Consider the following 16435-nt stretch of genomic DNA (forward strand, 5'->3'; position numbering starts at 1 on the left):
GCATGACGCCTCGCGATGAAACAGGCGCCGATCTTGGTGCCCGCGTCCGCAGTGCCGCAGTTGGAACCGGACGATAGCAGGGTCTCGAACGCACGCTTATCCCGGCCCTACCCCTCACGTCGAAGACCCCATGTTCTCGGGGGTCTTGGCTGCGGACGAGTCCGGTTCGACGTAAAGAATCTTGGTCTTCATGTGCACCCGGATCTGCGCCGCGACCCAGGTCAGGGTGGCGACCATGACCGCGGCGGCGAAGGCACGGGGGTTGAACAGCGTCGTGTTCTTGAACGCGGCGACGAAGACGAAGAGCAGCAGCAGTTCGGTCGTGTACAGCAGCAGTCCCATCGACTGGAACAGGTGCGGCAACGACCTTGCCGTGCGCTGCAGGACGCCGAGCCCGAGCCCCATGAAGAGGATGACCACCAGCGTCCCGGCCGCAGCGCCGATCGCCCCCTTGCCGCCCGCGACCGCGGCACTGACGGCGACGGTGATCACACCGACGGCAGCGGTGGGCACGGCGGTGTGGAGGAGAGTCCGGGCGTCGTTGGACGGCATGGCGGTTACTCCGCGTTGCAGGGGGTGGGCAGTGATCGTCAGGGACGAGCGTAGGCCCGGTCCGAGTCGATGCTGCGGGCCAAAAGACCGTGCTACTCAGGTCCTTCGGCCTCCTCACCGGGCTTCGTGAACGGTATCACAAACTATTTGATGAGGTCTTTACTCGAAAGTGTGCCAGCTGTCACACCAGAGGGTTACCTCGCTCGTGTGTGCAGAACATCACGACGCATTGTCTGGTATGGGGATGTCTGTGCCCTCGGGTCAACGCGGTGAATCGGCACGGTCCCGGTCCGTGAAGCGCGAACGGGGGCCGATCGCGGTCGCTCCGTTGACGCCGGAGACACCCACGGACACCGGGGGGCAGTCGGAGCCCGACGAGGCCGTCCGGGAGCCCTCGGGCCCCTGTTGACCGTGCGGGGAGCCTTCGGCGCCCCCCTCGTCGTCCGTGTCGCCGGCGGATTCCCCCTGCGCACGGCGCCGGTAGCGAGGCGGCACGAAGCCCTCGGCCCAGCGCGGGGCGCGCGGGGTGAAGCGCGGCATGAGCAGCAGGACGAGGCCCACGGCGCTCAGTCCCACGATCACCAGCACGATCCAGAGCGACGCGGAGTGGACGGAGTAGCCGACGGCGCCGAAGGCGATCAGCGCCGACCAGAAGTACATGATCAGGACGGACCTGCTGTGCGAGTGCCCGATCTCCAGCAGCCGGTGGTGCAGATGGCCGCGGTCGGCGGCGAACGGCGACTTCCCGTTCCAGGTGCGCCTGACGATCGCGAGGACCAGGTCGGCGGCGGGAATGGCGATGATCGTCAGCGGCAGCAGCAGCGGGATGAAGACCGGCAGCATCGCGTGGGTCGCCTGCCGCTCGCTGCCCTCGAAGAGCTTCATCGCGTCCGGGTCGACCTGGCCGGTGACGGAGATGGCGCCGGCGGCCAGCACCAGCCCGATCAGCATCGATCCGGAGTCGCCCATGAAGATCCGGGCGGGGTGCATGTTGTGCGGCAGGAAGCCGAGGCACATGCCCATCAGGATCGCGGCGAAGAGCGTCGCGGGGGCGGCGGCCTCGATGCCGTACCCGTACCAGAGGCGGTAGGTGTACAGGAAGAACGCCGCGGCGGCGATGCACACCATGCCGGAGGCGAGGCCGTCGAGGCCGTCGACGAAGTTGACCGCGTTGATGGTGATCACGACCAGCGCGACCGTGAGCAGGGTGCCCTGCCACTGGGTGAGCGCGACCGTGCCGACACCGGGGATGGGCAGCCACAGGATCGTCAGACCCTGGATGACCATGACGGCCGCGGCGATCATCTGCCCGCCGAGCTTGATCAGCGCGTCGATCTCGAACTTGTCGTCCAGGACGCCGATCAGCCAGATCAGCGCGGCGCCGGACAGCAGCGCCCTGGGCTCGTTGGAGAGTTCGAAGACACCGTTCAGATTGAACAGGTGGTCCGCGACGATCAGCCCCGCGCACAGCCCGCCGAACATGGCGATGCCACCGAGCCGCGGTGTCGGTTCCCGGTGTACGTCACGCGCACGGATCGCGGGCATCGCCCCGACCGCGATGGCGAACTTCCGCACCGGTCCGGTCAGCAGATAGGTAACCGCTGCCGTGACACAGAGCGTCAGCAGGTAATCACGCACGGGCTGCCCCACAGAATTCGCCGACCATCTCAGCCCCACACCCTAGTCTCATGAGCAAGGACACCGAGCCACGGGTGACGGTTCCACGCTCCCCTGCCGGCCCGGACGGCTCCGGGCCGGTCCCCGCCTCAGTGCGGGGCGCGTACCCCGGTCAGGGCCGTCATGACGGGATCGAGCGCCTGGCTGATCTCGTCGCCGATGGAGCGGAAGAACGTGATCGGGGCGCCGTACGGGTCGTAGACCTCGTCCGCGTCCGCCGTGGGGGCCAGCAGCCAGCCGCGCAGGGCCGCCGCGGCACGCACCAGCGCGCGGGCCCGCTCGACGACGCCCTCCTCGCGGGCGTCGGGCAGCGTCGCGGGGTCTATGGCCCGCACCAGCCGGGTGAACTCCTTGAGCGTGAAGGTCCGCAGGCCCGCCGAGTGGCCCATGGAGATCACCTGGGCACGGTGGTCGCGGGTGGCGGTGAGCACCAGATCGGCACGGATCACGTGCTCGTCGAGCAGCTCACGGCCGACGAAGCCGGTGGCGTCGGCGCCGAAGTCGGCGAGGACGACCTCGGCGTTCGCCTCCATGGGTGCGCCCTCGTGTCCCCAGGTGCCCGCGCTCTCCACGATGAGCCCGCCGCTGAGCGGATCCCCGAGGCGGTCCACGAGGGCGTGGCGGGTCAGCCGCTCGGTGATGGGCGAGCGGCAGACATTGCCGGTGCTGACGTGGAGGATGCGGAAAGTGTCGTACTGCCCCGCTATGCCACGCCCCTCAGGGGCGGTCAATTGGCCACCTCGAGGTCGGGTACCACCTTGCGGAGTTCCTCGACCGAGAGTGCGCCTGCCCGCAGCAGTACGGGGGTCTTGCCGGTGACGTCGACGATCGACGACGGGACGATCCCGGGGGTCGGGCCGCCGTCGAGGTAGACGGAGACACTGTCGCCGAGCATCTCCTGGGCGGCGTCACAGGTCTCCGGCGAGGGGTGTCCGGTGAGATTGGCACTGGAGACTCCCATCGGGCCGACCTCCGTGAGGAGCTCGATGGCGACCGGGTGCAGGGGCATCCGGACGGCGACGGTGCCACGGGTGTCGCCGAGGTCCCACTGGAGGGACGGCTGGTGCTTGGCGACGAGGGTGAGGGCGCCGGGCCAGAACGCGTCGACGAGCTCCCAGGCCTGCTCGGAGAAGTCTGTGACCAGGCCGTGCAGGGTGTTCGGGGAGCCGATCAGGACCGGGGTCGGCATGTTGCGTCCACGGCCCTTGGCGTCGAGCAGATCGGCGATGCCCTCCGAGCTGAAGGCGTCCGCACCGATCCCGTACACGGTGTCGGTGGGCAGCACGACCAGTTCGCCGCGGCGGACGGCGGACGCGGCTTCACGCAGGCCGGTCGTACGGTCGGTCGCGTCGTTGCAGTCGTATCGCCGTGCCATCAGCCGGCCTCCTCGGACATGTACGGGTGGGACGGATAGGGGTCGTGCGGTTGCGACGCACCGTCGGTCACGGCATGGCCTTACGGGCCGTGGCGAACCGGGGGCGCTTGTTCAGGTCGGGGTGGTCGGCCGCGTCCGCCCAGCCCCGTTCCTCGGTGAAGATCCAGGGCACCTGGCCGCCCTGGGTGTCGGCGTGCTCGATGACGACGAGCCCGCCGGGGCGGAGCAGCCGGTGCGCGGTGCGTTCGATGCCGCGGATGGTGTCGAGTCCGTCCTCGCCGGAGAACAGCGCCATCTGCGGGTCGTGGTCGCGGGCCTCGGGCGCCACGTACTCCCACTCGGTGAGCGGGATGTAGGGCGGGTTGGAGATGACGAGGTCGACCTGTCCGTCGAGCTCGGGAAGGGCGCTCAGCGCGTCGCCGCGGTGGACGGTGACCCTGGACCCCTCGGCGTTCTTCCGCGTCCACCTCAGGGCGTCCTCGGACAGCTCCACGGCGTGCACACGCGAACGCGGCACCTCCTGCGCCATGGCGAGCGCGATGGCGCCCGATCCGGTGCAGAGGTCGACGATCAGCGGTTCGACGACGTCCATCGCGCGGACCGCGTCTATCGCCCAGCCGACGACCGACTCGGTCTCCGGGCGCGGGACGAAGACACCGGGGCCGACCTGGAGTTCCAGATAACGGAAGAAGGTGCGCCCGGTGATGTGCTGGAGCGGCTCACGGGCCTCGCGCCGGGCGATCGTCTCCCAGTAGCGCGCGTCGAAGTCGGCGTCCGGCACGTTGTGCAGCTCGCCCCGCTTGACACCGTGCACGAACGCGGCGAGTTCCTCGGCGTCGAATCGCGGTGAGGGGACACCGGCGTCGGCCAGCCGCTGGGTGGCCTGGGCCACCTCGGCGAGCAGCAGGTTCATCGCGGTTCTCCGTACGGGTTCACGAGCGGGGCGGGGCTGTGGGGCTTGACGGCTTATGCGGCGGCGAGCTTGGCGGCGGAGTCCGCGTCCACGCAGGCCTGGATGACGGAGTCGAGGTCCCCGTCGAGCACCTGGTCCAAGTTGTACGCCTTGAAGCCGACGCGGTGGTCCGAGATCCGGTTTTCCGGGAAGTTGTACGTCCGGATCTTCTCGGAACGGTCCACGGTGCGCACCTGGCTGCGGCGTACGTCGGAGGCTTCCTGCTCGGCCGCCTCCTGGGCCGCGGCCAGCAGCCGGGACCGCAGGATGCGCATGGCCTGCTCCTTGTTCTGGAGCTGGCTCTTCTCGTTCTGGCAGGAAGCGACGACACCGGTCGGCAGGTGGGTGATCCGCACGGCGGAGTCCGTGGTGTTGACGGACTGGCCGCCGGGGCCCGACGAGCGATAGACGTCGATACGCAGGTCGTTGGCGTGGATCTCGACGTCGACCTCCTCCGCCTCGGGCGTGACGAGGACACCGGCGGCCGAGGTGTGGATACGGCCCTGCGACTCGGTGGAGGGCACGCGCTGCACCCGGTGCACCCCACCCTCGTACTTCATCCGGGCCCAGACGCCCTGGCCCGGCTCGGTGGCGCCGTTGCCGCCCTTGGTCTTCACGGCGACCTGGACGTCCTTGAAGCCGCCGAGCTCGGACTCGGTGGAGTCGATGATCTCGGTCTTCCAGCCGACGCGCTCGGCGTAGCGCAGATACATCCGCAGCAGATCGCCGGCGAAGAGGGCCGACTCGTCGCCGCCCGCGCCCGCCTTGATCTCCAGGAGCACGTCCTTGTCGTCGCTGGGGTCACGCGGGACGAGGAGAAGGCGGAGCTTCTCCGTGATGTCCTCACGCTGCTTCTCCAGGACCTTGACCTCGGCGGCGAAGTCCGGGTCGTCGGCGGCGAATTCGCGGGCGGTCTCGATGTCGTCGCCGGTCTGCTTCCAGGACCGGTAGGCGGAGACGATCGGGGTCAGCTCCGCGTAGCGCTTGTTGAGCTTCCGCGCGTTGGCCTGGTCGGCGTGGACCGACGGGTCGGCGAGCTTGTTCTCGAGATCGGCGTGCTCGCCGATCAGTTCCTCGACCGCCTCGAACATCTTCGGGCTCCTGCTTCCTGCGTCATACGTCTGCGGGCCTGCTGGACGGTGTGCGCCGGTGTCGCGCCCCGAGGGGGCGTCGGGGCCGCACAGCCGGAAAAACGCCGGCCCCGACGCCCCGTTGGAGGGCGTCGGGAACCGGCGCAGTGGCTCGCTACTTGCTGGCGGAGCCGGCAGCCTTGCCGAAGCGGGCCTCGAAGCGCGCCACACGGCCGCCGGTGTCGAGGATCTTCTGCTTGCCCGTGTAGAACGGGTGGCACTCGGAGCAGACGTCGGCGCGGATGGCGCCGCCTTCCAGAGTGGTCCGGGTGGTGAACGAGGCACCGCAGGTGCAGCTGACCTGGGTCTCGAAGTACTCGGGGTGAATGTCGCGCTTCAAGGTGTCTCCTAGATTCGGGAGGGCACCGGGTCGTTCGCGCGGATTGCGCGTCCGTGAACCGGGGCCGACGTACCAGTCTGCCAGGACCGGCCGTATCTCCCAAAACGAGAACCCGGCCGGGTGTATTCCCGCGCGAAAGGGGAACGGTCCGCGAGCGGGGAGTCACGGAATGTGCCGTTACCGCACGGTCCTGCCCGCCCCGGTCACCGCACGACCTTGCCCGCCCCGCCCTTGTCGCCGGCCGACTGCGCGGTGGCGGACGCCGGGATGGCCTTGTCGTGCTCCAGCGCCGTCCACACCTGCTGGTCGGCCTTCTCCTGGGGCAGCACGCGGTTCGGGTCGTCGGGGTCGTACTCCACGGGCAGGGTCACCATGTCGACGTTCTTCGAGCCGAGGCCCTTGAGCCCGTTCGCGAAGCCGGTGAGCTTCTTGACGGAGGCCAGCTCGGAGTCGGTGGTGACGGCCTTGGTCGCGGTGTCGGCGAGCCCGAAGAGGGTCTTCGGGTTCGAGAACACCCCGACGCTCTTCGTCTGGTCCATCAGCGCCTTGACGAACGCCTGCTGGAGCTGGATACGGCCGAGGTCACTGCCGTCGCCGACGCTGTGGCGCGTGCGGACCAGGCCGAGCGACTGCTCACCGGTGAGGGTGTGCGTGCCGGGCTTCAGCGTGAGGTGGCTGTCCGGGTCGTCGATCGCCTGCGAGGTGGTGAGCTCGACACCGCCGAGCTCGTCGATGAGCTTCTTGAAGCCGGTGAAGTCGACCTCGACGTAGTGGTCCATGCGGATCCCGGACATGGCCTCTACGGTCTTCACCGCGCAGGCCGGCCCGCCGACGGCGTACGCCGAGTTGAACATCGCCTCCTGCTCGGCGCCGACCTGTCCGCCACCGGTGCCGCTCGCGCAGGCCGGGCGGTCGACGAGGGTGTCCCGCGGGATCGAGACCACGCTCGCCGCCTTGTGGCCCTCGTCGACGTGGACGACCATCGCGGTGTCCGCGCGCGCCGAGCCCTCGTCGGCGCCGTACCGGGAGTTGGCGCCGGAGCGTGAGTCCGATCCCAGCACCAGGATGTCCTGCGACCCGTTGTCCACGTCGTCGGGGCGGTCGGTGCCCAGAGCGGCGTCGATGTCCACGCCCTTCAGGTTCCCGTTGAGCGTGAAGTAGGCGTAACCGAGCCCGGATCCCCCGATGACCACCAGGGCGGCGGCGCAGCACAGGGCGATCTTCTTCACCCGGCGGCCGCGTGACGGTTTCCTCCGGCGGCTGCCGGAGCCCCGTATTCGGCCTGTGCTCCTGCTCTGCTCGCTCATACGGCTCCCTCTTTCGCTGCTCGCTGTCACCCCCTGCCGTGGTGCACGGGCGCGATCCGGCGTCACTCGGTAGGACGACCGGAGCAGCGAGAAGCGTTGCACAGCGACCTGAGGCCCCCGTCCGGCGACGGGAGCCTCAGGAGGGGCGGTCGAACGGGCCGGGAATCCGGTGCTCACCAGGCAATTCGGCCGGTCGTACGGGATCCGCGCCGGCCCGTTACCGGCCACGCCCGTGTGGCAAAGGTCTCCGATGCGCCCGTCGCGGTCCTTATGAGGGCCATACGCGGAGATCCGCCCCGTCACGCGTGTGACGGGGCGGATCTCTGCGGCCGGGAAGGGCGGTCAGTCGTTGCCGTTGCCCGGCGTCGTCTTCTGGATCTGGAGCAGGAACTCCGCGTTGGACTGGGTCTTCTTCATCCGGTCGAGCAGCAGCTCGATCGCCTGCTGCTGGTCGAGCGCGTGGAGCACCCGGCGCAGCTTCCAGACCACGGCCAACTCGTCGGTGCCGAGCAGGATCTCTTCCTTACGGGTGCTGGACGCGTCGACGTCCACCGCCGGGAAGATGCGCTTGTCCGAGAGCTTCCGGTCGAGCTTGAGCTCCATGTTGCCGGTGCCCTTGAACTCCTCGAAGATCACCTCGTCCATGCGCGAGCCGGTCTCGACGAGCGCGGTGGCCAGGATGGTCAGCGAGCCGCCGTCCTCGATGTTGCGCGCCGCGCCGAAGAAGCGCTTCGGCGGGTACAGCGCGGTCGAGTCGACACCACCGGACAGGATGCGGCCCGAGGCCGGTGCCGCCAGGTTGTAGGCGCGGCCCAGACGGGTGATCGAGTCCAGCAGGACCACCACGTCGTGGCCCAGCTCCACCAGGCGCTTCGCGCGCTCGATGGCGAGCTCGGCGACCGTGGTGTGGTCCTCGGCGGGACGGTCGAAGGTCGAGGAGATGACCTCGCCCTTCACCGACCGCTGCATGTCGGTGACCTCTTCCGGACGCTCGTCGACCAGGACGACCATCAGGTGGCACTCGGGGCTGTTGACCGTGATCGCGTTGGCGATGGCCTGGAGGATCATGGTCTTACCGGTCTTCGGCGGGGCCACGATCAGGCCTCGCTGGCCCTTGCCGATCGGTGCGACCAGGTCGATGATCCGGGTGGTCAGGACGTTGGAGTCGGTCTCCAGACGGAGCCGGTCCTGCGGGTAGAGCGGCGTCAGCTTCTGGAACTCGGGACGGCCGCGGCCGGTCTCGGGCGCCATGCCGTTGACGGAGTCGAGACGGACCAGCGCGTTGAACTTCTCGCGGCGCTCGCCGTCCTTGGGCTGGCGCACCGCACCGGTGACGTGGTCGCCCTTGCGCAGGCCGTTCTTGCGGACCTGGGCGAGCGAGACGTACACGTCGTTCGGTCCGGGCAGGTAGCCGGAGGTCCGGATGAACGCGTAGTTGTCGAGGATGTCGAGGATGCCGGCGACGGGGATCAGGACGTCGTCGTCGGCCACCTGGACGTCGGTCGCGAAGTCGTCGCGGCCCCGACGGCCACGGCGGTCGCGGTAACGGCCCCGGCGGCCGCGACGGCCGCCCTCGTCGTCGTAACCGTCGTCCTGCTGCTGGCCGCCGCCCTGGTTCTGGCCGCCGCCCTGCTGGCCCTGACGGCGTCCGCCGCCCTGCTGGCCCTGGTCGTCACCCTTGCCGCCGCCGCGCCGGTCACGCTGGCGGTCACGGCGGTCACCACGGTCACGCCGGCCGTCCTGACGGTCGCCGCGACGGCCCTCGGCCGTGTCGGCGGCGGACTCGGCCTTGGCCTCGCCCTTCGTCCCGTCGCGCTCGTCGCCGCGGTCCTGACGGCCCTCGTTACGGCCCTCGTGCCTGGGCTCGGACTTCGCCTTCGGCTCGGCGTCCGCCTTGGAGTCGCCCTTGGGCTCGCTCTTGGACTCGGACGTGGGCTGCTCCGCCTTGGTGTCGGGGCTGCCCGCCTGTGCGGTGGCCCTGCGACGGCGGCGCTCGTTCGTCGGCTGGTCGTCACTGGCCGGCTGACCGGGGATGTCGATCTGCTGCTGGTCGGCGGCCTTGTCGGTGGCCGGAGCGGCTGCGCTCTCGTCACCGGTGCGCGTCTTGGACGTGGCGCGGCGCTTCGGCTTGCTCCCGGCGTCCGTACCGGCGGATGCGGCGGCCTTGGGGGCGGGCGCGGAGGAACCTCCGGCCTGCGCCTCCTTGATGACCTCGATCAGCTGGCTCTTGCGCATCCGCGCAGTCCCCCTGATGCCGAGGCCGGACGCGACCTGCTGCAGCTCGGCCAGGACCATGCCCTCGAGGCCGGTGCCGGAGCGGCGGCGCCGTGAGGTGGTGCCAGAGGCAGCACCTTCGGCGGGCGCGGGGCTGTCGACGCTCTTGTCGGCAGTGGCGCCCATCAGATCGGTGGTGTCGCTCACGAAGGGTCCTTCCCTGGAGCGGACGTCGGCCTTCTGGCTCGGCGACCGGTTGTGCTGTCCGACTGCGGTCTGTTGATCGTGTCGATCGCGGACCTTGCCGGGGCGGTGGTCCGCCGGGTACGGCGGAGAGACGAATGTGCGGGGTTCCGGCGCGAGATCCCCCTGCTCGGCCCACTCCTGGACGAGCAAGAGGGTGTCGTGCCGGTTCCGGAGCGTGCTCGAAAGCTCAGGCAGGCTGCTCAGGCAGTCGGGGAGGCTCCCGGAAGAGTGGTGGTCCCGGAGGGGGACACGAAGCAACGCGCCACGAAGACGTCCATTGCTGACTTGAGGTTAACACTACCGGCTCCAACAAACATTCCCCCTCTCATGCACCGGCAATCACGTGGGACTACGCGGCAAGCGGCAGGACACTCGCACCCGTGGCGTCGAGAGTGAGCCGGTTCGCGGCCCAGCCCTCACCCGCCAGCCCGGCGACCTTGTCCGCCGAGCCTTCCTCCGTCAGCGCGAGCACGGTCGGCCCCGCCCCGGAGATGACAGCAGGGACGCCGTCGGCGCGCAGCCGGTTGACCAGCTCCACGCTCTGCGGCATCGCGGGACCCCGGTATTCCTGGTGGATCCGGTCCTCCGTGGCATCGAGCAGCAGGTCGGGGCGCCTGGTCAGGGCCTCGACGAGCAGCGCGGCACGGCCGGCGTTGGCCGCGGCGTCCACATGGGGGACGGTGCGCGGCAGAAGGCCACGGGCGGTTTCGGTGAGCACCGGGGTGGCCGGGACGAAGACCACCGGCACGACGGAGGCCGCGGGGTCCATCCGGATCGCCCTGGCGGCTCCGCCGTCCATCCAGGCGAGGGTGAATCCGCCGAGCAGACAGGCCGCGACGTTGTCGGGGTGACCCTCGATCTCGGTCGCCAACTCCAGGAGCGCGGCGTCGTCGAGACGGGCCTCGCCGCCCGTCGTCACGGCGCGTGCGGCGACGATCCCGGCGCAGATCGCGGCGGACGACGACCCGAGGCCGCGGCCGTGCGGAATGCGGTTGGCGCAGACGATCTCCAGGCCGCGCGGCTGCCCGCCGAGCAGGTCGAAGGCCGTGCGCAACGCGCGTACGAGCAGGTGGTTCTCGTCGCGGGGCAGCGTCTCGGCGCCCTCACCTGCGATGTCGATGTGCAGCCCGGAATCGGCGACCCGGACGACGACGTCGTCGTAGAGCCCCAGCGAGAGCCCGAGGGCGTCGAAACCCGGGCCCAGATTGGCGCTGGTTGCGGGGACGCGCACCCGGACGGCGGCGGCTCGGAACGCGGGACCGGCCATCGGTTGGACGACTCTTCCTGTACGGCGGCGGGGATGTGGTGCAGGGTACTTCGATGTGCGTGGGGTGCCGCTGCGCGGGGGGACGGGGGGCCCGGCAGTCACGACGGCTGCTGCACCGCGGCGGATGCGGCGGGGCGGGTCGAGTACAGCTTATCGAAGGAAGGTTCTGTGGCGACATAGGGCGCACAGGAGGCGCACGATGCGTGTCGCACACCTCCCATGCGCTCTCTGCCCCGAAAGGGCGGTTGAGCTGGGGCGGGAAGGCCCCGGGCCGGGGCGGTAAGGCCCCGGAGCCCGTCGTTCGGGTCAGGCCTGCGCGAGGCCCAGCTTCTCGGCGGCGGCTGCCGCGTCGACCGGGACGGTGACCGGCTGGGGGGCACCCGCCACGGCCCAGTCGGGGTCCTTGAGGCCGTTGCCCGTGACGGTGCAGACGATCTTCTGGCCGGGGTCGACCTTGCCCTCGTCCACCGCCTTGAGCAGGCCTGCCACCGATGCCGCCGATGCGGGCTCGACGAAAACGCCCTCCTGGGAGGCCAGCAGGCGGTAGGCGGACAGGATCTGACGGTCTGTCACATCATTGATGAAACCGCCCGACTCGTCCCGTGCGTCCAGGGCGAACTGCCAGGACGCCGGGTTGCCGATCCGGATCGCGGTTGCGATGGTCGCCGGGTCCTTGACGATCTCGCCACGCACGATCGGCGCGGAACCGGACGCCTGGAAGCCCCACATGCGCGGGGTGTGCGTGGAGACGCTGTCGACGGCGTACTCCTTGTAGCCCTTCCAGTAGGCCGTGATGTTGCCCGCGTTGCCCACCGGCAGGACATGGATGTCGGGGGCGTCGCCGAGCGCGTCGACGATCTCGAACGCGGCCGTCTTCTGGCCCTCGATCCGGACCGGGTTGACCGAATTGACCAGCGCCACCGGGTAGTTGTCAGAAAGGCTGCGGGCCAGGGTCAGGCAGTCGTCGAAGTTGCCGTCGACCTGGAGGATCTTCGCGCCGTGGACGAGCGCCTGACCCATCTTGCCGAGCGCGATCTTGCCCTGCGGCACGAGGACGGCGCAGACCATGCCGGCGCGCACGGCGTACGCGGCGGCGGAGGCGGAGGTGTTGCCCGTGGAGGCGCAGATGACGGCCTGCGCACCCTCCTCCTTGGCCCGGGTGATCGCCATGGTCATGCCGCGGTCCTTGAACGACCCGGTGGGGTTGGCGCCCTCGACCTTGAGGTGCACCTCGCAGCCCGTGCGCTCGGAGAGGACCTGCGCCGGAACGAGCGGCGTACCGCCCTCACGGAGCGTGACGACCGGCGTCGTGGCCGTGACCGGAAGGCGGTCCCGGTACTCCTCGATGATGCCGCGCCACTGGTGGGTGCCCTTGCTGGTCATGGGTCCTTACTCCCCTTCAACACGCATGATGCTGGCGACACCGCGCACGGTGTCCAGCTTGCGCAGCGCCTCGACGGTCCCGGAGAGGGCGGCGTCGGACGCGCGGTGGGTGACGACGACGAGCGAAGCCTCGCCGCCGGTTTCCTGACTGTCCGGCCGGCTCTGCTGTCGGACCGTGTCGATCGATACGCCCTGTTCGGCGAAGACCGTCGCGACCTGGGCGAGTACGCCAGGTTTGTCGGCCACGTCAAGACTGATGTGGTAGCGCGTGACGACCTCGCCCATGGGGCTGACCGGCAGACGCGTGTAGGCGGACTCACCGGGGCCCGTGGTGCCTCCGATGATGTTGCGGCACACGGCGACCAGGTCGCCGAGCACCGCGGACGCGGTGGGTGCGCCGCCGGCGCCGGGGCCGTAGAACATCAGCTGCCCGGCCGCCTCGGACTCGACGAACACCGCGTTGTACGCCTCGCGGACGGAGGCGAGCGGATGGCTGAGCGGGATCATCGCGGGGTGCACCCTGGCGGTGACGGACCGCCCGTCGGCGGCGCGCTCGCAGATGGCCAGGAGCTTGACCGTGCAGCCCATGCGCCGGGCGGAAGCGATGTCGGCGGCGGTGACCTCGGTGAGGCCCTCGCGGTACACCTCGCCGATCCTCACCCGGGTGTGGAAGGCGATCCCGGCGAGGATCGCGGCCTTCGCCGCGGCGTCGAAGCCCTCGACGTCGGCGGTCGGGTCGGCCTCGGCGTACCCGAGGGCGGTGGCCTCGTCGAGCGCCTCGGAGTATCCGGCTCCGCTGGTGGCCATCCGGTCGAGGATGAAGTTGGTCGTGCCGTTGACGATGCCGAGGACCCGGTTGACCTTGTCCCCCGCGAGGGACTCGCGCAGCGGCCGTACGAGCGGGATGGCGCCGGCCACGGCCGCCTCGTAGTAGAGGTCCCTGCCGTTCTTCTCCGCGGCGGCGTGCAGCGCGGATCCGTCCTCGGCGAGCAGCGCCTTGTTGGCCGACACGACGCCCGCGCCGTGCTCGAAGGCGGTCGTGATGAGCGTCCGGGCGGGCTCGATGCCACCGATGACCTCGATGACGACGTCGATGTCGCCCCGTTTGACCAGGGCGGTCGCATCGGTGGTGATCAGCGCGGGGTCGATGCCCTCCCGGACCTTGGAGGGCCGGCGGACGGCGACACCGGCGAGCTCGACCGGCGCGCCGATGCGCGCGGCGAGGTCGTCGGCGTGCGTCGTCATGATGCGCGCCACCTCTGAGCCGACCACTCCACAGCCCAGCAGCGCCACCTTCAGCGGACGCGTACGCATCATCCGACCTCGTTTCTCATACTTCTGATGTGTGGACCAGTCTCACTCACCGGACGGGGGTTTCCTGCCACCCGTCCGGATTTTGAGATGTGAATTTCATCAGCCGACATCGAGACGCAGGAGATCGTCCTCCGTCTCACGCCGGACGATGACCCGGGCCTGTCCGTCACGCACGGCGACGACGGGCGGGCGCAGGGCGTGGTTGTAGTTGCTCGCCATGGAGCGGCAGTACGCGCCGGTGGCGGGGACCGCGATCAGGTCGCCGGGGGCCAGGTCGGACGGCAGGAACGCGTCCTTGACCACGATGTCACCGCTCTCGCAGTGCTTGCCGACGACGCGTACGAGCATGGGCTCGGCCTCGGAGGTGCGGGAGACGAGCGCGACGCTGTACTCGGCGTCGTACAGGGCGGTGCGGATGTTGTCCGACATCCCGCCGTCGACGCTCACGTACGTCCGCAGGCCCTCCAGGGGCTTGATGGTGCCGACCTCGTACAGCGTGAACGCGGTGGGGCCGACGATCGCCCGGCCGGGCTCGACGGAGATGCGCGGGGTGCGCAGACCTGCCGACTCGCACTCGCGGGTCACGATGTCGCTGAGCGCCTTGGCGATCTCGTGCGGCTCGCTGGGGTCGTCCTCGGAGGTGTACGCGATCCCGAGGCCGCCGCCGAGGTCGATCTCGGGGAGCTCCACACCGTGCTCGTCGCGGATCTCGGCCAGCAGCTGCACGACACGCCGCGCGGAGACCTCGAAGCCGGCCATGTCGAAGATCTGCGAGCCGATGTGCGAGTGGATGCCGATGAGTTCGAGCCCGTCCAGGGTGAGCGCCCTGCGGACCGCCTCGGCGGCCTGTCCGTCCGCCAGCGCGATGCCGAACTTCTGGTCCTCGTGGGCGGTGGCGATGAACTCGTGGGTGTGGGCCTCGACGCCGACCGTGACACGGATCTGCACGCGCTGGCGTACGCCGCGCCGCTGAGCGATGTGCGAGACACGGACGATCTCCTGGAAGGAGTCGAGGACGATCCGCCCGACGCCCGCGTCGACGGCCCGCTCGATCTCGGCGACGGTCTTGTTGTTGCCGTGGAAGGCGATGTTCTCGGCGGGCATCCCCGCGTCCAGCGCGGTGGCCAGCTCACCGCCCGAGCACACGTCGAGGTTGAGCCCCTCCTCCCTGAGCCAGCGCACCACGGCGCGCGACAGGAAGGCCTTGCCTGCGTAGAAGACATCGGCGTCCGCCCCGAAGGCGTCCGACCAGGCGCGGCAGCGCGCCCGGAAGTCGGACTCGTCGATGAAGTACGCCGGGGTTCCGAACTCCTCGGCCAGCCGGGCGACTTCGATCCCGCCGACGGTGAGCGCACCGTCCGCGTCGCGGGCGACGGTACGGGACCAGACCTTGGGGTCCAGCTCGTTGAGGTCGGTGGCCGGGGCGGAGTAGTGACCCTCGGGGAGGACGTCGGCGTGGCGGGGCCCTGCGGGGTGTGCGGATCGGCTCATCGTTCTGCTCTGCTCTCTCAAGTCTCTCGTCAGAGGTGGGGGGGCGCGCTGATGCCGAGCACGAACAGGCCGCCGGCCAGCACCGTCCCGGCGGCTTCGGCAAGGGCCAGCCGTGAGCGGTGGGCGGCCGAGGGTTTCTCGTCGCCGACGGGGAGCGGCGAGGTCGTGGCGTGGAAGGCGAGGCAGGCGTCCGCCGCGGTCTCGAGGAACCGGGCGACGCGGTCGGGCGCGTGGTGGCGGGCGGCGGCGGCGAGCACACCGGGGTAGTCGGCGAGCGCCGCGTGCAGCGCGGGCGCGTCGACGTCGGCGCCCTCGTCGTACGCGGCGGTGAAGCCGAGCCGCTCGGCCTCGCGGGTGAGCGCGCGGGTGCGGGCGTAGGCGTAGCGGACCTGGAACAGGGCGTTGGCCTCCCCCTGTACGAGGAGGTCGTCCCCCAGGGGTGCGCGGTCGTGGGCCGCCGGCCGCTGCATCCCCCAGAGCGCGGCATCACGCCCGAGGCGGTCCAGCAGCGCCCCGGCGGTCACGCCGGCGGGCACGGGCCGGATCCCGGCGCTCTCCTCGTCCCCGTACCGCACGCCGACCCGCACCCGGAGCTCCTCCCAGCGGGGGTCGGGCTCCCCGGTGCAGCCGACCAGCACCTGACCGCCCTGGGTACGCAGGAGGCGCGCCGCGCCCTGGGCCACGACGGCGGCCCTGACCTCGCGGGGGTGGTGGAGGCGGTGGAGGCGCCCGGCGTCGGTGGCCACCCGCCCGTACCGCATCCCCAGCGCGCGGACCTCGCGGACGCGGGCGGCACGGGCGTCGGCACCGGTCGCGGCGTCGAGCGTGAAGTTCAGAAACCCGGGCCCGGTGATCTCGACCCGCCCGATCCCCGGCACCCCGGCGACCCGGTCCCGCAGCAGCGCGGCGACCTCGCGCGCCGGGAGCGCGGCGGGCCCTGCGAGCTGGAGCGCGACCGCGCAGGCGTAGTCGCCGCTGCCGCCCGGCCGGGTCCGCTCCACCCGCACGCGCGCGGGCACCGGCGCGCGCAAGGCGTCCTCGTCGACCGCGCGGCGCACAGCGTGCAGCACGGTCCTGGAGAGATCGGCGGGGGTCACGGCACAAGCGTATGGGAGGAAGGGGGGCACTTCGCCAACCGGTTTCGCCATACGGGCAGCGCCCGGCCCGACCACGCCGCCGACGGCCAC

The 16435-nt window shown here is 70.6% G+C and carries 14 protein-coding genes; all 14 read right to left on the bottom strand.

Features of this window, described 5'->3' with window-relative positions; genetic code table 11:
* Positions 1-114: 114 nt before the first annotated feature.
* Positions 115-552, bottom strand: a complete 438-nt coding sequence (locus OG623_RS10125; protein WP_406145919.1) for a hypothetical protein — start codon at positions 550-552, stop codon at positions 115-117.
* Positions 553-813: 261 nt separating this feature from the next.
* Complete coding sequence (locus tag OG623_RS10130; protein WP_406145920.1) at positions 814-2202, bottom strand: MraY family glycosyltransferase; 1389 nt, start codon at positions 2200-2202, stop codon at positions 814-816.
* Between the two features lie 116 nt (positions 2203-2318).
* Complete coding sequence (locus OG623_RS10135) at positions 2319-2960, bottom strand: protein-tyrosine-phosphatase (protein ID WP_406145921.1); 642 nt, start codon at positions 2958-2960, stop codon at positions 2319-2321.
* Positions 2957-3604, bottom strand: a complete 648-nt coding sequence (locus tag OG623_RS10140; RefSeq protein ID WP_406145922.1) for an L-threonylcarbamoyladenylate synthase — start codon at positions 3602-3604, stop codon at positions 2957-2959. Before OG623_RS10140 ends, OG623_RS10135 begins: the two co-directional genes overlap by 4 nt.
* Before the next feature lie 67 nt (positions 3605-3671).
* Positions 3672-4517 carry a peptide chain release factor N(5)-glutamine methyltransferase gene (gene prmC / locus OG623_RS10145; protein WP_406145923.1) on the bottom strand — a complete coding sequence of 282 codons (846 nt, stop codon included), beginning with the start codon at positions 4515-4517 and terminating at the stop codon, positions 3672-3674.
* A gap of 53 nt (positions 4518-4570) precedes the next feature.
* The gene (prfA, locus tag OG623_RS10150; protein ID WP_406145924.1) at positions 4571-5647 is read right to left on the bottom strand and encodes a peptide chain release factor 1; all 1077 of its coding nucleotides are present in this window, start codon (positions 5645-5647) and stop codon (positions 4571-4573) included.
* Between the two features lie 154 nt (positions 5648-5801).
* Positions 5802-6026: a 50S ribosomal protein L31 gene (gene rpmE / locus OG623_RS10155; RefSeq protein WP_406145925.1), complete on the bottom strand. Its 225-nt coding sequence runs from the start codon at positions 6024-6026 to the stop codon at positions 5802-5804.
* A 203-nt stretch (positions 6027-6229) separates the two neighbouring features.
* Complete coding sequence (locus OG623_RS10160) at positions 6230-7333, bottom strand: LCP family protein (RefSeq protein WP_406145926.1); 1104 nt, start codon at positions 7331-7333, stop codon at positions 6230-6232.
* Between the two features lie 342 nt (positions 7334-7675).
* The gene (gene rho / locus OG623_RS10165; protein ID WP_406145927.1) at positions 7676-9754 is read right to left on the bottom strand and encodes a transcription termination factor Rho; all 2079 of its coding nucleotides are present in this window, start codon (positions 9752-9754) and stop codon (positions 7676-7678) included.
* A gap of 388 nt (positions 9755-10142) precedes the next feature.
* Positions 10143-11060 (bottom strand): homoserine kinase, encoded by a 918-nt coding sequence (gene thrB, locus OG623_RS10170; protein ID WP_406145928.1) that lies wholly within the window; start codon positions 11058-11060, stop codon positions 10143-10145.
* A 306-nt stretch (positions 11061-11366) separates the two neighbouring features.
* Complete coding sequence (gene thrC / locus OG623_RS10175; protein WP_406145929.1) at positions 11367-12443, bottom strand: threonine synthase; 1077 nt, start codon at positions 12441-12443, stop codon at positions 11367-11369.
* A 6-nt stretch (positions 12444-12449) separates the two neighbouring features.
* Entirely contained in the window at positions 12450-13760 is a 1311-nt protein-coding gene (locus OG623_RS10180; RefSeq protein ID WP_406145930.1) for a homoserine dehydrogenase, read from the bottom strand.
* Positions 13761-13856: 96 nt separating this feature from the next.
* Complete coding sequence (gene lysA, locus OG623_RS10185) at positions 13857-15248, bottom strand: diaminopimelate decarboxylase (RefSeq protein WP_406145931.1); 1392 nt, start codon at positions 15246-15248, stop codon at positions 13857-13859.
* A gap of 29 nt (positions 15249-15277) precedes the next feature.
* Positions 15278-16345 carry an ArgS-related anticodon-binding protein NrtL gene (nrtL, locus tag OG623_RS10190; RefSeq protein WP_406145932.1) on the bottom strand — a complete coding sequence of 356 codons (1068 nt, stop codon included), beginning with the start codon at positions 16343-16345 and terminating at the stop codon, positions 15278-15280.
* Positions 16346-16435 lie beyond the last annotated feature (90 nt).

The organism is Streptomyces sp. NBC_01012 (assembly GCF_045162755.1).
Classification (GTDB): domain Bacteria; phylum Actinomycetota; class Actinomycetes; order Streptomycetales; family Streptomycetaceae; genus Streptomyces.

What these genes read in the sequence shown, in the direction of transcription:
- prmC (WP_406145923.1), bottom strand. Translation starts at nt 4,517, where the DNA reads ATGAACCTGCTGCTCGCCGAGGTGGCCCAGGCCACCCAGCGGCTGGCC.
- prfA (WP_406145924.1), bottom strand. Translation starts at nt 5,647, where the DNA reads ATGTTCGAGGCGGTCGAGGAACTGATCGGCGAGCACGCCGATCTCGAG.
- thrC (WP_406145929.1), bottom strand. Translation starts at nt 12,443, where the DNA reads ATGACCAGCAAGGGCACCCACCAGTGGCGCGGCATCATCGAGGAGTAC.
- lysA (WP_406145931.1), bottom strand. Translation starts at nt 15,248, where the DNA reads ATGAGCCGATCCGCACACCCCGCAGGGCCCCGCCACGCCGACGTCCTC.
- OG623_RS10160 (WP_406145926.1), bottom strand. Translation starts at nt 7,333, where the DNA reads ATGAGCGAGCAGAGCAGGAGCACAGGCCGAATACGGGGCTCCGGCAGC.
- OG623_RS10180 (WP_406145930.1), bottom strand. Translation starts at nt 13,760, where the DNA reads ATGATGCGTACGCGTCCGCTGAAGGTGGCGCTGCTGGGCTGTGGAGTG.
- thrB (WP_406145928.1), bottom strand. Translation starts at nt 11,060, where the DNA reads ATGGCCGGTCCCGCGTTCCGAGCCGCCGCCGTCCGGGTGCGCGTCCCC.
- OG623_RS10125 (WP_406145919.1), bottom strand. Translation starts at nt 552, where the DNA reads ATGCCGTCCAACGACGCCCGGACTCTCCTCCACACCGCCGTGCCCACC.
- OG623_RS10140 (WP_406145922.1), bottom strand. Translation starts at nt 3,604, where the DNA reads ATGGCACGGCGATACGACTGCAACGACGCGACCGACCGTACGACCGGC.